22 protein-coding genes are annotated in these 19,891 nt (G+C 60.1%); 12 read left to right on the plus strand and 10 right to left on the minus strand.

Annotated elements, in window-relative coordinates:
- Window positions 1–15: 15 nt before the first annotated feature.
- Window positions 16–516: a cyclic pyranopterin monophosphate synthase MoaC gene (gene moaC, locus AC07RZ_RS12715; RefSeq protein WP_342829930.1), complete on the minus strand. Its 501-nt coding sequence runs from the start codon at window positions 514–516 to the stop codon at window positions 16–18.
- A gap of 161 nt (window positions 517–677) precedes the next feature.
- On the opposite strand from moaC, the gene AC07RZ_RS12720 reads away from it, so the two are divergent.
- Window positions 678–2,153, plus strand: coding sequence for a M48 family metalloprotease (locus AC07RZ_RS12720; RefSeq protein ID WP_494668156.1), 1,476 nt, complete (start codon window positions 678–680; stop codon window positions 2,151–2,153).
- An 86-nt stretch (window positions 2,154–2,239) separates the two neighbouring features.
- On the opposite strand, the gene AC07RZ_RS12725 is transcribed toward AC07RZ_RS12720, so the two are convergent.
- The 5 genes from AC07RZ_RS12725 to AC07RZ_RS12745 all read right to left on the minus strand — a co-directional run bounded on the left by AC07RZ_RS12725 (window position 2,240) and on the right by AC07RZ_RS12745 (window position 5,546).
- Window positions 2,240–2,830, minus strand: a complete 591-nt coding sequence (locus AC07RZ_RS12725) for a DUF2946 family protein (RefSeq protein ID WP_494668157.1) — start codon at window positions 2,828–2,830, stop codon at window positions 2,240–2,242.
- Window positions 2,830–3,801, minus strand: a complete 972-nt coding sequence (locus AC07RZ_RS12730; protein ID WP_144742719.1) for an alpha/beta fold hydrolase — start codon at window positions 3,799–3,801, stop codon at window positions 2,830–2,832. Before AC07RZ_RS12730 ends, AC07RZ_RS12725 begins: the two co-directional genes overlap by 1 nt.
- A 22-nt stretch (window positions 3,802–3,823) precedes the next feature.
- A complete protein-coding gene (locus AC07RZ_RS12735; RefSeq protein WP_092400743.1) occupies window positions 3,824–4,255 on the minus strand; it encodes a YybH family protein in 432 nt (143 codons plus the stop codon).
- Between the two features lie 95 nt (window positions 4,256–4,350).
- The gene (locus AC07RZ_RS12740; RefSeq protein ID WP_092400746.1) at window positions 4,351–4,563 is read right to left on the minus strand and encodes a zinc-finger domain-containing protein; all 213 of its coding nucleotides are present in this window, start codon (window positions 4,561–4,563) and stop codon (window positions 4,351–4,353) included.
- Between the two features lie 56 nt (window positions 4,564–4,619).
- Window positions 4,620–5,546, minus strand: coding sequence for a branched-chain amino acid transaminase (locus AC07RZ_RS12745; protein ID WP_494668158.1), 927 nt, complete (start codon window positions 5,544–5,546; stop codon window positions 4,620–4,622).
- Between the two features lie 258 nt (window positions 5,547–5,804).
- On the opposite strand from AC07RZ_RS12745, the gene AC07RZ_RS12750 reads away from it, so the two are divergent.
- The 9 genes from AC07RZ_RS12750 to msrA all read left to right on the plus strand — a co-directional run bounded on the left by AC07RZ_RS12750 (window position 5,805) and on the right by msrA (window position 15,114).
- On the plus strand, window positions 5,805–6,995 hold the full coding sequence (locus AC07RZ_RS12750; RefSeq protein WP_144742721.1) for a phosphoglycerate kinase: 1,191 nt from the start codon (window positions 5,805–5,807) through the stop codon (window positions 6,993–6,995).
- A gap of 80 nt (window positions 6,996–7,075) precedes the next feature.
- Window positions 7,076–8,509 (plus strand): pyruvate kinase, encoded by a 1,434-nt coding sequence (gene pyk / locus AC07RZ_RS12755; RefSeq protein WP_144742722.1) that lies wholly within the window; start codon window positions 7,076–7,078, stop codon window positions 8,507–8,509.
- Window positions 8,510–8,609: 100 nt separating this feature from the next.
- Window positions 8,610–9,674: a class II fructose-bisphosphate aldolase gene (gene fba, locus AC07RZ_RS12760; protein ID WP_144742723.1), complete on the plus strand. Its 1,065-nt coding sequence runs from the start codon at window positions 8,610–8,612 to the stop codon at window positions 9,672–9,674.
- 107 nt (window positions 9,675–9,781) lie between these two features.
- On the plus strand, window positions 9,782–10,678 hold the full coding sequence (locus AC07RZ_RS12765) for a phosphoribosylaminoimidazolesuccinocarboxamide synthase (RefSeq protein ID WP_494668159.1): 897 nt from the start codon (window positions 9,782–9,784) through the stop codon (window positions 10,676–10,678).
- A 2-nt stretch (window positions 10,679–10,680) separates the two neighbouring features.
- Entirely contained in the window at window positions 10,681–11,187 is a 507-nt protein-coding gene (purE, locus tag AC07RZ_RS12770; protein WP_494668160.1) for a 5-(carboxyamino)imidazole ribonucleotide mutase, read from the plus strand.
- Window positions 11,188–11,192: 5 nt separating this feature from the next.
- Window positions 11,193–12,398, plus strand: a complete 1,206-nt coding sequence (locus AC07RZ_RS12775) for a 5-(carboxyamino)imidazole ribonucleotide synthase (RefSeq protein ID WP_494668161.1) — start codon at window positions 11,193–11,195, stop codon at window positions 12,396–12,398.
- Window positions 12,399–13,433 (plus strand): L-threonylcarbamoyladenylate synthase, encoded by a 1,035-nt coding sequence (locus tag AC07RZ_RS12780; RefSeq protein WP_494668162.1) that lies wholly within the window; start codon window positions 12,399–12,401, stop codon window positions 13,431–13,433.
- Window positions 13,434–13,706: 273 nt separating this feature from the next.
- Window positions 13,707–14,423: an OmpW/AlkL family protein gene (locus AC07RZ_RS12785; protein WP_494668163.1), complete on the plus strand. Its 717-nt coding sequence runs from the start codon at window positions 13,707–13,709 to the stop codon at window positions 14,421–14,423.
- Between the two features lie 157 nt (window positions 14,424–14,580).
- Window positions 14,581–15,114 (plus strand): peptide-methionine (S)-S-oxide reductase MsrA, encoded by a 534-nt coding sequence (gene msrA / locus AC07RZ_RS12790; protein WP_494668164.1) that lies wholly within the window; start codon window positions 14,581–14,583, stop codon window positions 15,112–15,114.
- Between the two features lie 48 nt (window positions 15,115–15,162).
- Here the strand turns inward: msrA and AC07RZ_RS12795 are convergent, their stop codons facing one another.
- The 4 genes from AC07RZ_RS12795 to AC07RZ_RS12810 form a co-directional block, all read right to left on the minus strand.
- Complete coding sequence (locus AC07RZ_RS12795) at window positions 15,163–16,377, minus strand: class I SAM-dependent methyltransferase (protein ID WP_494668165.1); 1,215 nt, start codon at window positions 16,375–16,377, stop codon at window positions 15,163–15,165.
- A gap of 63 nt (window positions 16,378–16,440) precedes the next feature.
- Window positions 16,441–17,094 (minus strand): pyridoxamine 5'-phosphate oxidase, encoded by a 654-nt coding sequence (pdxH, locus tag AC07RZ_RS12800; protein WP_494668166.1) that lies wholly within the window; start codon window positions 17,092–17,094, stop codon window positions 16,441–16,443.
- Complete coding sequence (locus tag AC07RZ_RS12805) at window positions 17,091–17,633, minus strand: hemerythrin domain-containing protein (protein ID WP_342829912.1); 543 nt, start codon at window positions 17,631–17,633, stop codon at window positions 17,091–17,093. Before AC07RZ_RS12805 ends, pdxH begins: the two co-directional genes overlap by 4 nt.
- A 20-nt stretch (window positions 17,634–17,653) precedes the next feature.
- Complete coding sequence (locus AC07RZ_RS12810) at window positions 17,654–17,842, minus strand: hypothetical protein (RefSeq protein ID WP_494668167.1); 189 nt, start codon at window positions 17,840–17,842, stop codon at window positions 17,654–17,656.
- Between AC07RZ_RS12810 and tcdA the strand changes: the two genes are divergently transcribed.
- A complete protein-coding gene (gene tcdA, locus AC07RZ_RS12815; protein WP_494668168.1) occupies window positions 17,841–18,689 on the plus strand; it encodes a tRNA cyclic N6-threonylcarbamoyladenosine(37) synthase TcdA in 849 nt (282 codons plus the stop codon). The two genes, AC07RZ_RS12810 and tcdA, sit on opposite strands and share 2 nt — an antisense overlap.
- A gap of 314 nt (window positions 18,690–19,003) precedes the next feature.
- The gene (locus tag AC07RZ_RS12820) at window positions 19,004–19,708 is read left to right on the plus strand and encodes an MgtC/SapB family protein (protein ID WP_041742498.1); all 705 of its coding nucleotides are present in this window, start codon (window positions 19,004–19,006) and stop codon (window positions 19,706–19,708) included.
- Window positions 19,709–19,891: the final 183 nt, after the last annotated feature.

The following is a 19,891-nucleotide window of genomic DNA, read 5'->3' on the forward strand; positions in this document are numbered from 1 at the left end:
CGAGGATGCTTTTGGCTAGGCCTCTGCGATCCAGTCCCCTGATTTGCCGCCATGTTTCTCCATGACCCGCACATCGGTAATCACCATCCCCCGGTCGACAGCCTTGCACATGTCATAGATCGTCAGCAATCCAATCTGCACCGCCGTCAACGCTTCCATCTCCACCCCGGTCTTGCCCACAGTCTCGGCCTGCGCATTGCAGGTAATGCTGCTTGCCGCATCATCAATACTGAAATCGACCGTCACCCGCGTCAGCGCCAGCGGATGGCACAGCGGGATCAGGTCGCTGGTGCGTTTGGTCGCCATGATGGCGGCGATGCGGGCGATGCCTAGCACGTCTCCTTTTTTTGCAGTGCCGGACTGGATCAGCGCCAGTGTTTCTGCTTTCATGCGGATGCAGCCGCTGGCGAGGGCGATGCGGTGGGTGTCGTTTTTGCTGCCGACATCGACCATGTGAGCCTGGCCGCCCTGGTCAAAATGGGTCAGCTTGGCGGATGCAGGGGTTTTATTGGTCATGGCGGTATTTTCTGTAGATGATGCGGCGCATCGCAGGTCGAATCCTTGGGGCTGCCGGTACTTGCCGAAGGTGGAACAATGGTCCTCTGCTAGTATCATAGCATCGTGATTTTGACACTATCCAGTACTCGATGAATCGATCATTGCAATTGCCCTGGCGAATGTTGGTTGCGGCGCTCATCAGCGCATGCTGCGTACTGCCGCCGCAGCCGGCATTGGCGGTGCAAAACCTGCCTACCCTGGGCGACACTTCACGCGAATCGCTGTCGCCGCTGATGGAGCGCAAGCTGGGCGAGGAAGTGATGCACGACATCCGGCGCGATCCCGATTACCTGAACGATGCGCCGCTGCTGGAGTACCTGAACAATTTCGGCTGGACGCTGGTTAACGCTCGGCCCGAGGTGCGCGGCGAGGCCGGGTTCGATTTTTTCTTCTTTGCGGTGCGCGATCCGGTCTTGAATGCGTTTGCCTTGCCGGGCGGTTTTATCGGCGTGCATTCCGGCCTGCTGCTGGCGGCGCAGAGCGAATCTGAACTGGCTTCGGTGCTGGCGCATGAAATCGGCCACGTGGCGCAACGCCATATCGCGCGCATGGTGGGCAGCCAGAAGCAGGATTCGATGATCGCCCTGGCGTCCATGCTGCTGGGGGCGCTGGCAATGCGCGGCAGCGGCGATGCGGGCGCGGCGGTGATGATGGGCGGCACCGGCCTGGCGATGCAGCGGCAGCTGAATTTCAGCCGCGACGCCGAGCGCGAGGCGGACCGGATCGGGCTGTCGATCCTGGATGCGGGCGGCTTCGAGACCAGCGGCATGGTGGCTTTTTTCGGGCGCATGCAGACGGCTTCCCGCAACTATTCGGATGTGGTTCCGCCGTATCTGCTGACGCACCCGCTGACTACCGAGCGGATTGCCGACATCGAGGCCCGGATCCGCGAACAGCGCTACCGGCAGCGCGCCGATAGCCTGGATTTCCAGTTGATGCGAGCCCGCGTGCGTGTGTTGCAAGACGATACCGAGCAAGGCCGGCGCGACGCCCAGATCGTGTTTGACGCGCAGCTGCAGCTCAATACCAAGCAGCAGATCGTTGCCGCCAAATACGGCATGGCGTTCCTTGCGTTCAAGCAGGAGGCATATGGCAAGGCGGAGGATTTGCTGCAGCAGGCTGTGGCGGCAGCCTTGCCGGCGAAGCAGAGCCTGATGCTTACCGACCTGGGCGTTGAGATCATGCTGGCCACCAATCGCGAGGCGGAAGCCTTGAAACTGGTGCAGCAGGGGCAGCTTCAGTATCCCTTGTCGCGCGGACTGGCGCATCAGTATGCACGGGTGCTGATTGCTTCCAAGCGTTTGGACGACGCTATCAAGTTTCTGCGCGAGCAAGCCCGGCTGTATCGCCAGGATGCGGATGTGCAGGATTTGCTGGCCAAGGCTTATTCGGCGCAGGGCAAGCGGGCGTTGCAGCATATGGCTTTGGCGGAGTCTTATGTGTTGACGGGAAGTGTGCCGGCGGCGCTGGATCAGCTGCGGATTGCGCGGAATTCGGGGGATGCGGGGTTTTATGACCAGTCCATGATTGATGCGCGGGAGAGGGAGTTGCAGGAACGTTGGAAAGAGGAATTGAAGGCATCTAAGGAACGTTAGTGCCGAGGTGGTTGCCCCGTGGTCCGTTAAATAGGGTCAGAGTCGAATTGTTGACCGGTCAACAATTCGACTCTGACCCTATTTAATTATGTCTGGCGGGGGTGCTGGGTAAAACCGAAATGCGCTGCGATGCTTTCTGTGGCGATTTGTGTGACGGGTAATGTTATTCCCGCTTTTTGCCAGGTCAGGGTTTGTTGCGGCGCCGCCATCCAGTCGAGCAGGGCTTCGTCGCTGACGATGTTTCCATCCATGCGCAAATCGGCCAGGCATTGCGCCAGGTCGCGGTCGTCGACTGCGGCGACCTGGCCTGGGGCGATCAGCAGCAGCCGGCCTTGTTCGGTTAGCATGACGGAGTCGATGGCGGCCATTGCTGCGCCGGTTTGCAGGACAAAACCCAGCGCGGGATCGGTGTGGGCGATATAGGGTGTCAACGCCAGGTCGACGTAGACCCGTTGCGGGCCGTTCTGGAAATACCAGCAGCCTTGTTCGTCCGCCGCGTAATTGCGGTTGATGAAGCCCACCAGCGCGGTGTGCATGATCTTGTCGCCGGGCAGGCCTTGGCGCTGGGCCTGCTCGTCGCGCATGCGCCAGGCGCCGCGCGCGTCCAGTCCCAGCCAACCGTAGCAGTGCGGGACGTTGGGCCATTTCAGCATGGCTTGGGCGACGACTTGATCCATTAGTTATCCTGCAAAAAACGCAGCATGCGCTGCGGCAGCCAGTCGAGCCGGCCGGGCGGGCCGCCGGTGGCGAAGCCGACGTGGCCGCCTTGCTCAGGATACTCCAGCGTGACGCTGGCGGCAGCCTTGGGCGGCAAGTGCTGCGGCGGCAGGAAAGGGTCGTTGCGAGCGTTGAGCACCAGCGTCGGCACCGTGATGTCGTTGATCACCAGCTTGGCGCTGGCGCGGTGCCAGTAGTCGTCGGTGTCGCGGAAGCCGTGCAGCGGCGCGGTGACGATATTGTCGAATTCGTACAGGTCGCGCGCGCGCAGCATTTTTTCGCGGTCGAACAGGCGCGGGAACTGCTGCAGCTTGTCGAGCGACTTGCTTTTCATGGTGCGCAGGAAAGAGCGCGTGTAGACCATGTTGAAACCGTGCGACAAGGCAGCGCCGCCTCCGGCCAGGTCCAGCGGCGCGGAAATCGCGCAGGCGGCATCGATGATTTCCGCCTGGTGCTGGGACTCGCCGAGCCAGCGCAGCAGTGCGTTGCCGCCCAGCGAAACGCCGGTCGCATAGATTTTGCCGAACTGTCTGGCAGTGCGGCTGGCGACCAGGCGCCGCAATATCCAGTCGACTTCTTCGGCGTCGCCGGAATGGTAAAAGCGCGGCGCCTGGTTGATTTCGCCGGAACAGCCGCGGAAGTGCGGCACCGCGCCCGACCAGCCCAGCGTCGCCAGCTGCGCCATCAAGGCGCGGCTGTAATGGCTGTCAGAAGAACCTTCCAGGCCGTGGAACATCACCACCAGCGGCTGCCCGGGCCGGCCGTCGACAAAATCGATATCGATGAAATCGCCGTCGGGCGTATCCCAGCGTTCGCGCCTGAATGCGACTGCCGGTTTGCTGATGCAGGTGGCTGGGTAAATGGTTTGCAGGTGGCCGCCCGGCAGCCATAGCGGCGCGGGATAGGAGTCAGGTGAGGCAGCAGCGGGCATACGATTTTCTGTGTTGTTCGGTTCAATGCAAGGTGGCGCTGGATGTGCTTTCTTCCGGCGCCGCGCCTGGCGCTACCGAGGCATGGTGCAGCACGATGCGCCAGCCGCGCGGCGTTTTCATATAGATGTTGGTCGCCAGGATGTGCATTTCCCGGTCGGATTCGCTGGCTTGGCGCAATTCCTCCACCAGGTTATGGATGCTGGTCGACATATTATGCGTTACGTGCAGCTGGCGCGCATGGATGTGCACGCCGCCGCGCTCGAACAGGCTTTCGAAAGCTGCCCTGATCGCCGCATGGCCATGCAGCCGCGGCGCGTTCGGATGGATGCAGACGATTTCGTCGTCGTCCGCCCATAGCGCCATCATGGCCTCGATATCGGCGCGGCTCATGGCGTCGTAAAAAGCGGTTTCGGTTTCTTCGGCTGAGCCATGCATAAATTTGACGTGCGGCATATTGCCTCCGTGCTCAAACTATTGAACGAATTGTCACCTGTTTTACTGCCATCAAAAAAGGGAGCCAGGCTCCCTTTTCGCTATCTGTGGCCGCCTCAGTGGCCCTTGACCACCGCACCCGGTTTCAGCCGGTACTGCGTGCCGCAGTAGGGGCATTTGGCGTTGCCGCTGCTGTCGAGATTGAGGAACACCCGCGGATGCGAGGACCAGGTCGGCATCAGCGGGTTAGGGCAATGCGCCGGCAGGTCCTTGCCGTCGAGTTCAACCGGGGTTTGTGTATTTGCTGCCGAATTTGCTGCTGTAGTCATCTGTTTCTCCAAATTTGCTTCTGCTTTACTTGCAACTGACTGCTGTCGACGCTGGCTTATTTCCCGACCACGGTAAGCCAGTGCCGGTATTTGTCAGACTTGCCTGCCACTACGTCGAAAAACATGGTTTGCATCTTTTCGGTGATCGGGCCGCGCTTGCCTTCGCCGATGCTGCGGTTGTCGAGTTCGCGGATGGGCGTGATTTCCGCCGCCGTGCCGGTGAAAAAAGCTTCATCGCTGCAATACACTTCATCGCGGGTAATGCGCTTCTCGATCACTTCGATGCCGCTGTCGCGCGCCATGGTCAGCACCGCGTCGCGCGTGATGCCGTCCAGGCAGGACGCCAGGTCTGGGGTGTAGATCTTGCCGTTCTTGACGATGAAGACGTTTTCGCCGGAACCTTCCGACACGTAGCCGTCGGTGTCCAGCAGCAATGCCTCGTCGTAGCCGTCGGTCAGCGCTTCCTGGTTGGCCAGGATGGAATTGATGTAATAGCCGCTGGCCTTGGCGCGCACCAGCGATACATTGACGTGGTGGCGGCTGAACGAGGAAGTCTTGACGCGTATGCCTTTGGCCAGGCCGTCTTCGCCCAGGTAGGCGCCCCACGGCCAGGCCGCGATGGCGACATGCACGGTGTTGCCCTTGGCGGCGATGCCGAGCTTTTCCGAACCGATCCAGACCAGCGGCCGCATGTAGCAGGATTCCAGCTGGTTCTCGCGCACCACCTGGATTTGCGCGTCGATCAGGGTTTGCAGGTCGTAAGGCACTTGCATCTGGAAGATCTTGGCCGAGTTCAGCAGGCGCTGGGTATGTTCCTTCAGGCGGAAAATCGCCGGGCCCTGCTCAGTCTTGTAGGCGCGCACGCCCTCGAAGACCGCCATGCCGTAGTGCAGCGAATGCGTCAGGACGTGGATATTGGCGTCGCGCCAGTCGATCAGCTTGCCGTCTTTCCAGATCTTGCCGTCGCGGTCATCCATGGACATGTTCAAACCTCCAGTAAATAAAAATTGCCTGATATGCAATGAGATTGCGGCGTTTGCCGGCCTGTCATCGCTCACTGCCGATCTCTGGCGGATTCTTGGGTATAAAGTGACATTTTAACGGATTCGCCGGGCCCCACTCCGCAGAATATTGGGCTCGTTATATGCCTTTTGAGAGCCGGTATGTGCGTAAAACGGTGTTTTGCCAGAGGCTGCTGGAGTAAAATAGCCACTTTTCCTCACTGATATTGCCTGATCGACATGAAATTCAATCGACTAAGCGACCTGATCGCGCAACACCAGCTGCAAGGCAAGCGCGTGTTCATCCGTGCCGACCTCAACGTGCCGCAAGACGCGGCAGGCAATATTACTGAAGATACGCGCGTGCGCGCTTCGGTGCCGGCGATCCGCCAGGCGCTGGACGCCGGCGCGGCGGTGATGGTGACTTCGCACCTGGGACGTCCCACCGAAGGCGAATTCAAGCCGGAGGATTCGCTGGCGCCTATCGCCAAGCGCCTGGCGGAATTGCTGGGCCAGCCGGTGGAGCTGCGCCAGAACTGGGTAGAGGGCGTGGACGTGGCGCCGGGCCAGGTAGTGCTGCTGGAAAACTGCCGTGTCAACAAGGGCGAGAAAAAGAACAGCGACGAGCTGGCGCAAAAGATCGCCAAGCTCTGCGATATCTATGTCAACGACGCTTTCGGCACCGCCCACCGGGCCGAAGCGACTACCCATGGCGTCGCCAAGTTTGCGCCGGTTGCCTGTGCCGGACCTCTGCTGGCGGCCGAGCTGGACGCCCTGGGCAAGGCCCTGAACCAGCCGGCGCGGCCGCTGGTGGCGATCGTCGCCGGTTCCAAGGTGTCGAGCAAGCTGACCATATTGAAAGCGCTGGCCGACAAGGTCGACAACCTGATCGTCGGCGGCGGCATCGCCAACACCTTCCTGCTGGCAAGCGGCCTGAAGATCGGCAAGTCGCTGGCGGAACCGGACCTGGTTGAAGAAGCCAAGGCGATTATCGAGATGATGGCCAAGCGCGGCGCTTCGGTGCCGATTCCGGTCGACGTCGTGTGCGCCAAGGAATTTTCGCCGACGGCGGCAGCGCAGGTGAAAGATGTCGGCGATGTGGCCGACGATGACCTGATCCTGGATATCGGCCCGAAAACCGCGGCAACCCTGGCCGCGCAAATCGCCCAGGCCGGCACGGTGGTCTGGAACGGTCCGGTCGGCGTGTTCGAGTTCGACCAGTTCGGCGAAGGCACCAAGACCCTGGCGCTGGCGATTGCCGGCTCCAAGGCTTTCTCGATTGCCGGCGGCGGCGATACGCTGGCAGCGATCGCCAAATACAAGATTACCGACAAGATCGGCTACATCTCCACCGGCGGCGGCGCTTTCCTGGAATTTTTGGAAGGCAAGACCCTGCCCGCGGTCGAGATACTGCTGCAGCGCGCCAGTTAAGTTTTACCCGGAAATGGGACAACTGGTTGGAGGCAACCAACTGTCCCGGGGTTTGTCCATGTCGTACTGAAAGGTTGTCCATGCAAAGAGCTACCAAGATCGTCGCCACTATCGGACCTGCATCGAGCGATGCCGACACACTGGCGCGGATGTTCGTCGCCGGGGTCGACGTGGTGCGCCTGAATTTTTCGCATGGCAAGGCGCAGGACCATATCGACCGCGCCAAGCTGGTGCGGGAAATAGCCGCAGCCTGCGGCAAGCAGGTCGCCATCATGGCTGACTTGCAGGGGCCGAAGATCCGGGTCGGCAAGTTCGAGCAGGGCAAGATCGAATTGAAGAACGGCGCAAAATTCATTCTCGACGCCGATTGCGCCATGGGCAACCAGGACCGTGCCGGCCTTGATTACAAGGCCCTGCCGCGCGACCTGAGGCCCGCTGACGTATTGCTGCTCAACGACGGCCTGATCGTGCTGACGGTAGAAAAAATCATCGGCAACGAGATCCATACCATCGTCAAGATCGGCGGCGAACTGTCCAACAACAAGGGTATCAATCGCCAGGGCGGCGGCTTGTCGGCGCCGGCGCTGACGGCCAAGGACATGGAAGACATCAAGACCGCCATGAGTTTCCAGGCCGATTACGTGGCGGTGTCCTTCCCGAAAAACGCGACCGACATGGAAATGGCGCGCCAGCTGGCCAATGTGGCCGGCGAGCCCTACGACCACAAGCCGATGATGATCGCCAAGATCGAACGCGCCGAAGCGATCCCGGTGCTGCAAGAGATCCTCGATGCGTCCGACGGCATCATGGTGGCCCGCGGCGACCTGGCGGTGGAAGTCGGCAATGCCGCCGTGCCGGCGCTGCAGAAGCGCATGATCAAGATGGCGCGCATTTCCAACAAGCTGACCATCACCGCGACCCAGATGATGGAATCGATGATCGTCAATGCGGTGCCGACCCGGGCCGAAGTGTCCGACGTCGCCAACGCCGTGCTGGACGGCACCGACGCCGTGATGACTTCCGCCGAAACCGCGTCCGGCAAGTATCCGGTAGAGACGGTGGAAGCCATGTCGGCGATCTGCCTGGAAGCCGAAAAATCGGAAGACTGCAAGCTCGACGCCGATTTCCTGAATGTCCAGTTCACCCGCGTCGACCAGTCGATCGCCTATGGCGCCTTGTTTACCGCCCACCATTTGCGGGTCAAGGCGATCGCCGCGCTGACCGAATCCGGTTCGACGCCGCTGTGGATGAGCCGGCACAACATCGATATCCCCATTTTTGCAATCACCCCAAGCATCGCTACCCAGCGCAAGGCCGCCTTGTACCGCAATGTCCAGACATTCGAACTGGCCAAGTCGGGCGACCGCGAAGAAGTGCTGAAGGCTGCGCAGAATTTGCTGCTGGCTAACGGCGTAGTGCAACTTGGCGACCTGGTGGTTGTCACATGGGGTGAGCCGATGGGACAGATCGGCGGCACCAATGCGCTGAAGATCATGAAGATCGGCGAGTATTGAATTCGTTGGAGCAGAATCGGCACGCGGCGCCGCAGTGCGCACTGCGTAGCGCGCGGCCTGAACGCTGTTCCATTACAGGTTTTTATTATCGGAGTACATCATGCCTCTAGTATCCATGCGTCAATTGCTGGACCACGCAGCTGAAAACAGCTATGGCCTGCCTGCTTTCAACGTCAACAACCTGGAACAAGTCACTGCCATCATGCAGGCCGCCGATGAAGTCGGCGCGCCGGTCATCATGCAGGCTTCCGCCGGCGCCCGCAAATATGCCGGCGAGGCATTCCTGCGCCACCTGATCGAAGCGGCGGTCGAAGCTTTCCCGCACATCCCGGTTGTGATGCACCAGGACCACGGCCAGTCGCCGGCGGTGTGCATGGCGGCGATCAAGTCCGGTTTCACTTCGGTGATGATGGACGGTTCGCTGATGGAAGACGGCAAGTCGGTCGCCAGCTACGAATACAACGTCGAAGTATCGCGCAAGGTGGTGGAGTTCTCGCACGCGATCGGCGTCACCGTGGAAGCGGAGCTGGGCGTGCTCGGTTCGCTGGAAACCATGATGGGCGACAAGGAAGACGGCCACGGCGCGGACGGCAAGATGACCCGCGAACAGCTGCTGACCGACGTTTCGCAGGCAGCCGATTTCGTCAAGCAGACCCAGTGCGATGCGCTGGCGATTGCGATCGGCACTTCGCACGGCGCTTACAAGTTCTCGCGCAAGCCGACCGGCGACATCCTGGCGATCGAACGCATCAAGGAAATCCATACCCGCATTCCTAACACCCACCTGGTGATGCACGGTTCGTCATCGGTGCCGCAGGAACTGCTGGCGGAAATCCGCGAATTCGGCGGCGACATGAAAGAAACCTACGGCGTGCCGGTGGAAGAAATCCAGGAAGGAATCCGCCACGGCGTGCGCAAGATCAATATCGATACCGACATCCGCCTGGCGATGACCGGCGCGATCCGCCGTTACCTGATCGAGAATCCAAGCAAGTTCGATCCGCGCGATTACCTCAAGCCGGCGCGCGAAGCTGCCAAGGCCGTGGTGAAAGCCCGTTTCCTGGCGTTCGGCTGCGAAGGCCAGGCCGCCAAGGTCAAGCCGGTGTCGCTGGAAAAGATCGCGGAGAAATACAAGAAGGGCGAACTGGCGCAGATCGTTCAGTAATCAACAGTGCGGTACCGGCGCCAGGCAAGGCTTGGCGCAATAACTTGCCAGGCGCAGGACGATGCTTGCATCGTTCTCTGCCTGGTTTTCTGACTTTTGGAATAACCATGACAAGCCTCTACCAATCCACCATTACCTCACTGCCATTGCTGGGCCGCGGCAAGGTGCGCGAAAACTATGCCGTCGGTGAAGACAAGATCCTGATCGTCACCTCCGACCGCTTGTCGGCTTTCGACGTCATCATGAACCAGCCGATCCCGGGCAAAGGCAAGGTCTTGAACCGCATGTCCGATTTCTGGTTCGACAAGCTGGCGGCGATCGTGCCTAACCACCTGACCGGGATTGCGCCGGAATCGGTAGTGGCGGCAGATGAAGTGGAGCAGGTGCGCGGCCGCGCGGTAGTGGCGAAGCGCCTGCAGCCGATCATGGTCGAGGCGGTGGTGCGTGGTTATATCATCGGTTCCGGCTGGAAGGATTACCAGGCTACCGGCGCCATCTGCGGCATCAGCCTGCCGGCGGGTTTGCAGCAGGCCGCCAAGCTGGCCGAGCCGATCTTCACGCCGGCGGCCAAGGCCGAGATGGGCGAGCATGACGAGAACATCAGCTTTGCCGACATGGAAGCGCGCATCGGCAAGGAACTGGCCGAGAAGATCCGCAGCGTCAGCATCGAACTGTACAAGACCGCGGCCGACTACGCGGCGACGCGCGGCATCATCATCGCCGACACCAAGTTTGAATTCGGTCTCGATAAGGACGGCGTCCTGCACCTGATGGATGAAGTGCTGACCGCCGATTCTTCGCGCTTCTGGCCGGCCGCCAGCTACCAGGTCGGCATTTCGCCGCCATCGTTCGACAAGCAGTTCGTGCGCGATTACCTGGAAACCGTGACCAGCTGGAACAAGACCGCGCCGGCGCCGACGCTGCCGGACGACGTCATCGAGAAAACCGGCGCCAAGTATCGCGAAGCGCTGTTCAGCCTGACCGGCGAAACGCTGAAGGATTGATGATGAGCAAGGATACTGTGGACCAGCCGCTGGTTGGCATCGTCATGGGATCTTCCTCGGATTGGGATGTGATGCAGCACGCCGTCGCTATCCTGGCCGAGTTTGGCGTGGCGCACGAGGCGCAAGTGATTTCGGCGCACCGCATGCCGGACCAGATGTTTGCCTACGCAGAAAGCGCGCGCGAGCGCGGCCTGCGCGCCATCATCGCCGGCGCCGGCGGCGCCGCCCACCTGCCGGGCATGATCGCCGCCAAGACCATCGTGCCGGTGCTGGGCGTGCCGGTGCCGTCCAAGTACCTGCGCGGCGAGGATTCCTTGCTGTCCATCGTGCAGATGCCGAAAGGCATTCCGGTCGCCACCTATGCCATCGGCGAAGCCGGCGCGGCCAACGCCGCCCTGTCGGCGATCGCCATGCTGGCCACTACCGACGATGCCCTTGCCGCCAAGCTGCTGGCGTTCCGCGCCAGGCAGACGCAAATTGCCCTTGATATGAAATTGCCTCCGGTATGAGCGGTATGAAAGACAAAGCGCACGATTCGACAGATCCTATTATCCCAGCCACGACGCCGGCGACCTGGCTGGGCGTGATGGGCGGCGGCCAGCTGGGCCGCATGTTCACCCACGAAGCCCAAGCCATGGGTTACAAGGTGGCGGTGCTGGAACCAGAGCAGGATTGCCCGACCGGCCACGTCGCCGACCGCCATTTCCTGGCCGACTACAACGATGAAGTCGCCTTGACCGAGATGGCCAGCCTGTGCGCGGCGGTGACCACTGAATTTGAAAACGTCGCTGCCGACAGCCTGGCGATCCTGGCGCGAAACAGTTTTGTCGCGCCTGCCGCCGCCTGCGTTTCGGTAGCCCAGGACCGCATGGTGGAAAAGCGTTTCTTTACCGAGTGCGCCAAGACATCGACGGTGCTGCCCGCGCCGCATCACCTGATTGCATCCGCAGCAGATATCGAGACCATTCCCGCCGACTTGTTGCCCGGCATCCTGAAAACGGTGCGGCTCGGCTACGACGGCAAGGGCCAGGCGCGGGTGCGCAGCCTGGACGAGGTGCGCCAGGCGTTTGCCGGCATGAACGGCGTTGCCTGCGTGCTGGAAAAGATGCTGCCGCTGGCCTACGAGGTCTCGGTGCTGGTGGTGCGCGGGCTGGACGGCAAGGCTGCCGTGTACCCGATCGCTGAAAACGTGCATCGCGACGGCATCCTGTTTACCACCACGGTTCCGGGCCCGAATGTCTGCGACGAAACCGCCAGGCGCGCCCAGCATGCGGCGCTGGCCATCATCGGGCAGCTGGCCTATGTCGGTGTCCTGTGCATTGAATTTTTTGTCTTGCAAGACGGTTCGCTGGTAGTCAACGAAATGGCGCCGCGTCCACACAACAGCGGCCACTACACCATGGATGCCTGTGTCACCAGCCAGTTCGCGCAGCAAGTCCGGGCCATGGCGCGCATGCCTCTGGGCGATACTCGCCAGCATTCGCCGGCGGTGATGCTGAATATCCTGGGCGACGTCTGGTTCGAAGGCGACAGCCAGCAGGCGCGCGAACCGGCATGGGACCGGATCCTGGCTCTGCCGGCGGCGCATCTGCATTTGTACGGCAAGGCGCAGGCGCGCCGTGCGCGCAAGATGGGGCATATCACTTTCATCGCAGCGACCATGGCTGAAGCCCAGCAGCAACTGGCGCAAGCCTGCGATATCCTCGGCATCGCGGCGTAAATGAAAGACTCGATCATCGATCAGCAAGCAATCCGGCTGGCCGCGCGCAAGCTGGAGGCGGGCGCATTGGTCGCGTTTCCTACCGAAACGGTGTACGGGCTGGGAGCCGATGCCGAGAATGCGGCGGCGGTGGCCAGCATCTACGCTGCCAAAGGACGTCCGTCCAATCATCCGGTGATCGTCCATGTCGCGCCGGAAGCTGACATCGCTTATTGGGTGGAGTCGGTGCCGTCGCAGGCGCAAGCGCTGATCGCCGCTTTTTGGCCGGGGCCGCTGACGCTGATCTTGCCGCGCGCCGCGCACATACCGGACCAGGTTTCGGGCGGCCAGAGCTCGATCGGCTTGCGCTGCCCGTCGCATCCGGTGGCGCAGGCTTTGCTGCGCGAGTTCAAAGGCGGCAAGGGCGGCATTGCCGGCCCGTCTGCAAACAAGTTCGGCCATGTCAGCCCGACCACGGCGCAGCATGTACGCGATGAATTCGACGCCGACGGCGATAGCCCGATTGCTTGTATCCTGGATGGCGGCCAGAGCGAGGTCGGCATCGAGTCGACCATCATCGATTTGTCGCGCCTGGCGTCGCATGGACCGGTGCTGCTGCGGCCCGGCCATATCAGCGCCGCGCAAATCGGCGCGGTGCTGGGAGTCGCGGTACAAGCCGCCGACGCCGCCGCTCCGCGCGCTTCAGGCACGCTGGAATCGCACTATGCGCCGCGCACCCCGGTGCTGCTGGTGCCCTCGGCGCAGCTGGCGGACACCCTGCAGCAGATGCGCCAGGCCGGACAAAGCCTGGCGCTGATCAGCTATTCCACGCTGGCCAAGGAGATTCCGCCTTTGGCCGCGCAATTTCCCATGGCAGCTTCAGCCCCGGCGTATGCCCATGATCTCTATGCCGCGCTGCGCAATATGGATCATGCGGCGGCCGACCTGATCGTGGTTGAAGCACCGCCGTCCGACCCGGACTGGCAGGGCGTCAATGACCGATTACGCCGTGCCGCGCACGATTCATCTGCCGTCCTGGCAGGTTTCAAAAAATAATTTGAGGTAAAAAAGCTACAACTGTAGTCAAACGATTCTAAAGCTGGCATAGTGTAAAAAAAAGAATAGCACGCGCGTTCTTTTCGATGGAAAAAAGCATGGAAAAAGATATCCGGAAGTTACGGATGCGCCAGTTCTGGTAAATGCAGTCGAATAAGAGAGCGTTGTCTGGCCAGGCCAGAACGGAAAAACGCCAAAAAAATGGGTTTGTACTGTATTCGCTGCAGGCAAAAATCCCGCTACTAAAAATGAAGTGTAACTTGGAGAAGACATATGAAAAAACAATTCAACGTATTGCCGAAACTGGCGGCCCTGTCCGTACTGGCAGCATTCGCGGCTCCTGCCATGGCGCAGCAGGCTGGCGACAATCTCCTCAACGTCGGCTGGGCACACCTCGGGCTGAACCAGTCCAGCGAGCCGTTGAAGCTCGGGACCTTCACAGTGCCAAATAGCGGCGCGCATGTTTCCAACGCTGACACTGTCATCCTGCAGATGACCCATTTCTTTACCGACAATATCGCCGTAACGGCGGACTTGGGCATTCCGCCGAAATTCAAGCTGAGCGGCGCAGGTTCCCTGAATAGCCTCGGCCAGCTTGGCACGGCCACGCAATGGAGTCCGGCGGTCGTGGCGAAATACTACTTCGGCGACGCTAACAGCCAATTCCGTCCTTTTGTCGGCGCCGGCGTTACATACGTCTGGTATTCGAACATCAAGCTGACCAGCAGCCTGACCGGACTTCTGGGCGGCGGCGATCCTGGCGCTTCCACCAGCGCCGATTTGAGCAGTTCTTTCGCGCCGGTCGGGACGGTTGGCGTGGCCTATAATTTCGACAAGAACTGGTCCGCCAGCTTCTCCCTGTCGTATGTCCCGCTGGACACCAAGGCTGACTTGAGTACTCGCCACAGCGATGGAACAACGACCCACGCCACTACCAAAATCACTCTGAATCCTTTGGTGTCGATACTGACAGTCGGCTACAAGTTCTAAATCGCCGGATAAGGTTTGTACTAAATGCCCTGCATAGCCAGGGCATTTTTTTGCCCGCATGGATTGCATATGAGATTCTGCATATCTACATCGACAAGTGGCGGCAGATTGCGTTAAAGTGAAAGTGTTAGCGGAAAGTAACCAGGGAGTAGCGGCCATGACTAAGGAAGTTGCAGTTTTAGGGGGCGGATGCTTCTGGTGCCTGGAGGCGGTGTACCAGGAAATAAAGGGAGTGCAGCATGTCGAATCGGGATATACCGGCGGCCAGGTAGCGAACCCGACTTATGAGCAGGTCTGCGAAGGCACCACCGGCCATGCTGAAGTGGTGGCGGTGACATTCGATACGGACCAGATCAGTTTTCGCGAGCTGCTGGAGATCTTCTTTACGATCCACGATCCCACCACCTTGAACCGCCAGGGCAACGACGTCGGCACGCAATACCGTTCGGCGATCTATTACCAGTCGCCGCAGCAGAAGAAAGATGCGGAACAGGTCATCGCGGAAATGGCGAATGTATGGGATGCGCCTATCGTCACCGAGTTGAGTCCTGCCGAAACCTATTACAAGGCAGAGGACTACCACCAGAATTATTTCCGCCAGCACCCGTTACAAGGCTACTGTGCGTTCGTGGTGGCGCCCAAAGTGGCGAAATTGCGCAAGATCTTTACCGAAAAGGTCATCGGCAGCTAAGCATTTGCTTATCCACTGTTCCGGGCGGAACAGTGGATAGCCCTCGGATTATCGCGCCGCCTGGTAAATGTAATCGCGCGACCAGGGCAATGTGCTCGCACTGCGCCCAGCCTTGCGGCACACCACCTGGTACAGCGATACCCAGTCGCGTTCGAAACCGTAGGAACTGCCGGCCAGGTAAACGCGCCAGATGCGGAAGCGGCGGTCATCCACGGTTTTCCTGACTTCGTCGGCGCGCGCTTCCAGGTTGTCGGCCCAGATGCCGCAAGTCTTGGCATAGTGGCGCCGCAGGTTTTCCACATCGAATACTTCGAGGCCGCCTTCCTGCATCGTTTTCAGCACCGTGCCGATGTGCGGCAGCTCGCCGTGCGGGAATACATACTTGTCGATGAATTCGCCGCCGCCGTATGGCGATTCGCCGTTGTCGATGTCGGTGGTGGTGATGCCATGGTTCATGGCGATGCCGTCGTCCGCCAGCAAGCTGCGGATGCGCGAGAAATACATCGGCAGGTTATTCAGGCCGACGTGCTCGAACATGCCGACGCTGGTGATCCTGTCGAAGCTGCCGGTGATGTCGCGATAGTCCTGCAGGCGGATTTCTATCCGGTCTTCCAGGCCGGCCTGCTTTACCCTTTCCTTGGCCAGTGCATACTGGTTTTCCGAGAGCGTGATGCCGACGCATTTGGCGCCGAATTTCTGCGCCGCGCGCAATACCAGGGCGCCCCAGCCGCAGCCGATATCGAGCAAGGTGTGGCCCGGCTGGAGCTGGATCTTGGTCAGGATGTGATCGATTTTCTTGAGCTGCGCAGTGGCCAGGTCTTCATCGCCGTTTTCAAAATAGGCGCAGGAATAGACCATGTTCTGGTCCAGCCACAGCTTGTAAAAATCGTTGGAGACGTCGTAGTGGTAGCGGATCGCTTCCGCGTCTTTTTCCTTGTTGTGGCGGAAGGTGCGGGTGATGCGGGAGAATTTTCCATCCGCTTTCAGCGTATTGGCCGCCAGCGCGTTGCCGACAGCGATGATTTCCCTGATTTTTCCTTCGACTTCGATCTTGCCTTCAACGTATGCCTCGCCGAGATTGGCGAGGGATGGCGTCAGCAGGTAAGTGAGGGCGGAGACATGCGGTACGCGTACCGTAACCTCCGGCGCCGCATAGGTGCCAAAGTCAAACTTCTGGCCGTTCCACAATTCCAGTCGCAACGGTATTGCGGCGCGGTGGCGGACTTCATTTACCCAGTTCTCAAGCTTCTTTTCCCAGAACACGATTTCTCCTCCGGTGATTAAATACTTGTACCAAGCGGGCCGGCGTTGACCGATGACGCAGAACTAAGGTTGAAGGCGTTGCCGCTGCCAGTTGCCATCCGCGTCCAGGGTATACAGAATCCGGTCGTGCAAGCGAGACCGCCGTCCTTGCCAAAATTCTACCGTATCCGGCAAAAGTCTGTAGCCGCCCCAATGATTTGGCCGCGGCGGATGATCGCCGAATTCTTGTTCGGCTTTCGCATATTCGGCTTCGAGCAGGTCGCGGCTGCCGATCGGCTGGCTTTGCGCCGATGCGATCGCACCGAGGCGGCTGCGCAGCGGGCGGCTATGGAAGTAAGCGTCGCTCTCGTTTTCAGAGACGCGTTCGACCCTGCCTTCGATGCGTACCTGGCGTTCCAGCGCTACCCAGTGAAACAACAGTGCGCCGTAGGGATGCGCCAGAAGTTCATGGCCCTTGCGGCTTTCGAAATTGGTAAACCAGGTGAAGCCGCGTTCATCAAATTGCTTGATCAGCACGATGCGCGACGATGGCCTGCCCTCCGGCCCCACCGTCGCCAGGCTCATCGCATTCGCTTCCGGCACTTCCGCCTGGATCGCCTCGTCAAACCATTTTCCGAATTGCGTGATGGGATCGGCGGCGCTGTCTGATTCCGACAGGCTGGCCTGGCTGTAGTCGATCCTGAGATCTGCGATGGATTGGTCTTTGCTTTGGCTCATGCGCTAATACCTCGACGTTGCTGCATTGCTGCTCCTAGTTGCTGCATCTGCTGTTCATTGAAAATGCGTTTTGCCATGGGGGCGATCCAGGTTTCTTCCTTTTCCATGTGGCTGGCGTAGATGGTGGAAAACTGCTGCACATCTTGCGCCGACAGCAAGGGGACTGCGGCTTCGCCGTCGGCTATATGCGTCAGTTGCAGGTTCAGGGAATGCCAGAGGCTGTCCATCTGCTGATGTTCGGCCAGGATTTCCGGCGTCAGTTTTTGCAGCACGGCGGCGTCTTCGCCGGTTGCTGTGGCGGTCAGCATCGGCAGCAGGTCATGCTCTTCATCTGCATGATGATGCGGAGCTGCCTGGTTGAAATAGCGCATGATGCTGTGCGCCGCCTGCTGTGCCTGAGCGTCGCTGCCGTGTTGCGGCACGTGGTCGAGCAGGTTCTGCAGCGTGGCCAGCTGCTGGCGTATCTTGTCGTGGCAGTGCTTGAGGACGGCTATCGGCTGGCTGAAATCCGGCGCCGTGCTGATCAGTGCGTTTGGCATAATGATGTGTATCTCGTGGGTTAAGCTGGGACGCCATGGGCGGATGGATGCTTATCTGTCAACTTGTCGATAAATGGCAATGTACTCATATTAAAACACTTCAAAATAAATCCGTCTTGCAGAGCCGGTAAAATAGCGCCAATAGCGATATCCAGCCATCCTTGGATATTTTGGCGATTGCCTGTGCAGTTCTTTTTGTATCCAGCCATGTCTTCATCCGTTGCATCAAGCGCCCCTGGCGCATCCGCCCCCATTGCCATCGACCTCGACGAGATCGACTTCGACCGGCGTTTCGGCGGCATCGCGCGCCTGTACGGCGCCGCTGCGCTGGCGCGCTTCCTGCAGGCGCATGTCTGCGTGATCGGCGTCGGCGGCGTCGGTTCCTGGGCGATCGAGGCGCTGGCGCGCAGTGCGATCGGCAACCTGACCATGATCGACCTGGATAACCTGGCTGAATCCAACATCAACCGCCAGATCCATGCGCTGACCGATACGCTCGGCCAGGCCAAGGTGAGTGCGCTGGCGGCGCGCATCGCCCAGATCAACCCCTATTGCCATGTGACCGAAGTGGAGGATTTCATTACGGCAGACAATTTGCCGGAAATGATAGGGGAGCAGCGTTACGATTACGTGATCGACGCCATCGACAATGTGCGCGCCAAGGCGGCCTTGATCGCCTATTGCCGCGACCAGGGAATTCGCCTGATCACGATCGGCAGCGCCGGCGGGCAGGTTGACCCGACCTGCATCGAAGTGCGCGATCTGGCCAAGACCGAGCAGGAGCCGCTGCTGGCCAAGGTACGCAAGCGCCTGCGTTCCGAATACCGCTTCCCGCGCGGCGATAAAGTGCGTTTCGGCATCGATGCAGTATTTTCCACCGAGCCCTTAAGCGCGCCGCTCAGCGAAGAGGCATGCGCCGTCGATGCCGCGCCCGGCGTTACAGGATTGAATTGCGCAGGCTACGGTTCGGCAGTGGTGGTCACCGCCACCTTCGGCCTGGTCGCAGCCGCCCATATCTTGCGCAAGCTGGCGGCGGACGCCGAGGCTGTTGCTTGACTTGCCCATGGCGCCTGCATAGAATCCCGTGGACTATCCTTGTAGGAGATCCGGTTTTGGACAGTTGTCCCAGTATGCGTGGATGGGCGCGCAGCCCGATGCAATTCACCTGTTTTTAGTCGTCCATTGCGGCAGCCGTTGAATTGACGCGTTGCCGCATCCCGGGCGATCCCGCATCGCCGCCTTATCCCGTCCATTAAGTTTGTTTGAGTTGCCCGTTGGCCTTCAGTGCATGATTCAATGCACGGAGCAGCGTTGCGCACCCATGGAATGTCGCCGCTCGGCGTGGCGACGCACACAGAAAGGCAGTGAAGATGGATTGGAAAATATTTACCCTGCGCGTATTGCTGGCCCTGACCTTAGGTTCGCTGATAGGCGCGGAGCGTCAAATGCGCCAGCGCATGGCCGGTTTGCGGACCAATGCGCTGGTATCGATCGGCGCATCGCTGTTCGTCATGGTGTCGGCATTCGAATCGGATCCGCAAGGCGCGACCCGGATTGCCTCATATGTAGTGTCCGGCATCGGTTTCCTTGGCGCCGGCGTCATCATGCGTGAAGGAATCAATGTGCGCGGGCTGAATACCGCGGCGACATTATGGTGTTCGGCAGCGGTCGGCGTGCTGTGCGGGCTCGGCCACGCGCTGGAAGCGGCCATTGGCGCGGCGGCGATCCTGGGGGCCAATGTTCTGTTACGGGGTGTCTCTAATATGATCAACCAGCGGGACCTGCACAGCGCGACGGAAATCGAGCAGGTGTATCGCCTCTCTGTAGTATGCCGGCCGGAAGATGAGGTGCAGGTGCGCACCTTGATGCTGCATATGCTCAATGGCATGCCGCACCTGGTGGTGCAGTCGCTGCATAGCGAGGACTTGGCTTCCGGCACCCAGCTGGAAGTGCGGGCGGACCTGATTACTTCACCCAGCAATCATCTGCAGCTGGAGCAGATAGTGAGCCGGGTCAGCCTGGAAAAGGGCGTGAGCGCCGCCCGCTGGGCGGTGCTGAACTCGGTCGATGCTTGATGGACTGGCTGTTGCCCGCTTGTCGGAGCAGCTCTGTATCTGGATAAAAAAGGATAAATAGAAATATTTTAAAGAAACAGCGAAAAAGTACTTGCTGGGGTGAGGAAGGGTTGCTATAGTTCGCCTCCCGTTGAGAACGACGCGAAATGAGCGAAGCAGCTGAAGTAGAAAAGAGGCTGATTT

The organism is Collimonas sp. GW821-FHT07E08 (assembly GCF_059418905.1).

Coding starts and splice junctions, on each gene's coding strand:
- AC07RZ_RS12775 (WP_494668161.1), top strand. CDS start 11,193: ATGAAAGACAAAGCGCACGATTCGACAGATCCTATTATCCCAGCCACG.
- AC07RZ_RS12780 (WP_494668162.1), top strand. CDS start 12,399: ATGAAAGACTCGATCATCGATCAGCAAGCAATCCGGCTGGCCGCGCGC.
- AC07RZ_RS12785 (WP_494668163.1), top strand. CDS start 13,707: ATGAAAAAACAATTCAACGTATTGCCGAAACTGGCGGCCCTGTCCGTA.
- AC07RZ_RS12735 (WP_092400743.1), bottom strand. CDS start 4,255: ATGCCGCACGTCAAATTTATGCATGGCTCAGCCGAAGAAACCGAAACC.
- AC07RZ_RS12730 (WP_144742719.1), bottom strand. CDS start 3,801: ATGCCCGCTGCTGCCTCACCTGACTCCTATCCCGCGCCGCTATGGCTG.
- tcdA (WP_494668168.1), top strand. CDS start 17,841: ATGTCTTCATCCGTTGCATCAAGCGCCCCTGGCGCATCCGCCCCCATT.
- pdxH (WP_494668166.1), bottom strand. CDS start 17,094: ATGAGCCAAAGCAAAGACCAATCCATCGCAGATCTCAGGATCGACTAC.
- fba (WP_144742723.1), top strand. CDS start 8,610: ATGCCTCTAGTATCCATGCGTCAATTGCTGGACCACGCAGCTGAAAAC.
- AC07RZ_RS12820 (WP_041742498.1), top strand. CDS start 19,004: ATGGATTGGAAAATATTTACCCTGCGCGTATTGCTGGCCCTGACCTTA.
- purE (WP_494668160.1), top strand. CDS start 10,681: ATGAGCAAGGATACTGTGGACCAGCCGCTGGTTGGCATCGTCATGGGA.
- AC07RZ_RS12745 (WP_494668158.1), bottom strand. CDS start 5,546: ATGTCCATGGATGACCGCGACGGCAAGATCTGGAAAGACGGCAAGCTG.
- AC07RZ_RS12750 (WP_144742721.1), top strand. CDS start 5,805: ATGAAATTCAATCGACTAAGCGACCTGATCGCGCAACACCAGCTGCAA.
- AC07RZ_RS12740 (WP_092400746.1), bottom strand. CDS start 4,563: ATGACTACAGCAGCAAATTCGGCAGCAAATACACAAACCCCGGTTGAA.
- pyk (WP_144742722.1), top strand. CDS start 7,076: ATGCAAAGAGCTACCAAGATCGTCGCCACTATCGGACCTGCATCGAGC.
- AC07RZ_RS12725 (WP_494668157.1), bottom strand. CDS start 2,830: ATGGATCAAGTCGTCGCCCAAGCCATGCTGAAATGGCCCAACGTCCCG.
- msrA (WP_494668164.1), top strand. CDS start 14,581: ATGACTAAGGAAGTTGCAGTTTTAGGGGGCGGATGCTTCTGGTGCCTG.
- AC07RZ_RS12765 (WP_494668159.1), top strand. CDS start 9,782: ATGACAAGCCTCTACCAATCCACCATTACCTCACTGCCATTGCTGGGC.
- AC07RZ_RS12805 (WP_342829912.1), bottom strand. CDS start 17,633: ATGCCAAACGCACTGATCAGCACGGCGCCGGATTTCAGCCAGCCGATA.
- AC07RZ_RS12720 (WP_494668156.1), top strand. CDS start 678: ATGTTGGTTGCGGCGCTCATCAGCGCATGCTGCGTACTGCCGCCGCAG.
- moaC (WP_342829930.1), bottom strand. CDS start 516: ATGACCAATAAAACCCCTGCATCCGCCAAGCTGACCCATTTTGACCAG.
- AC07RZ_RS12810 (WP_494668167.1), bottom strand. CDS start 17,842: ATGGCTGGATACAAAAAGAACTGCACAGGCAATCGCCAAAATATCCAA.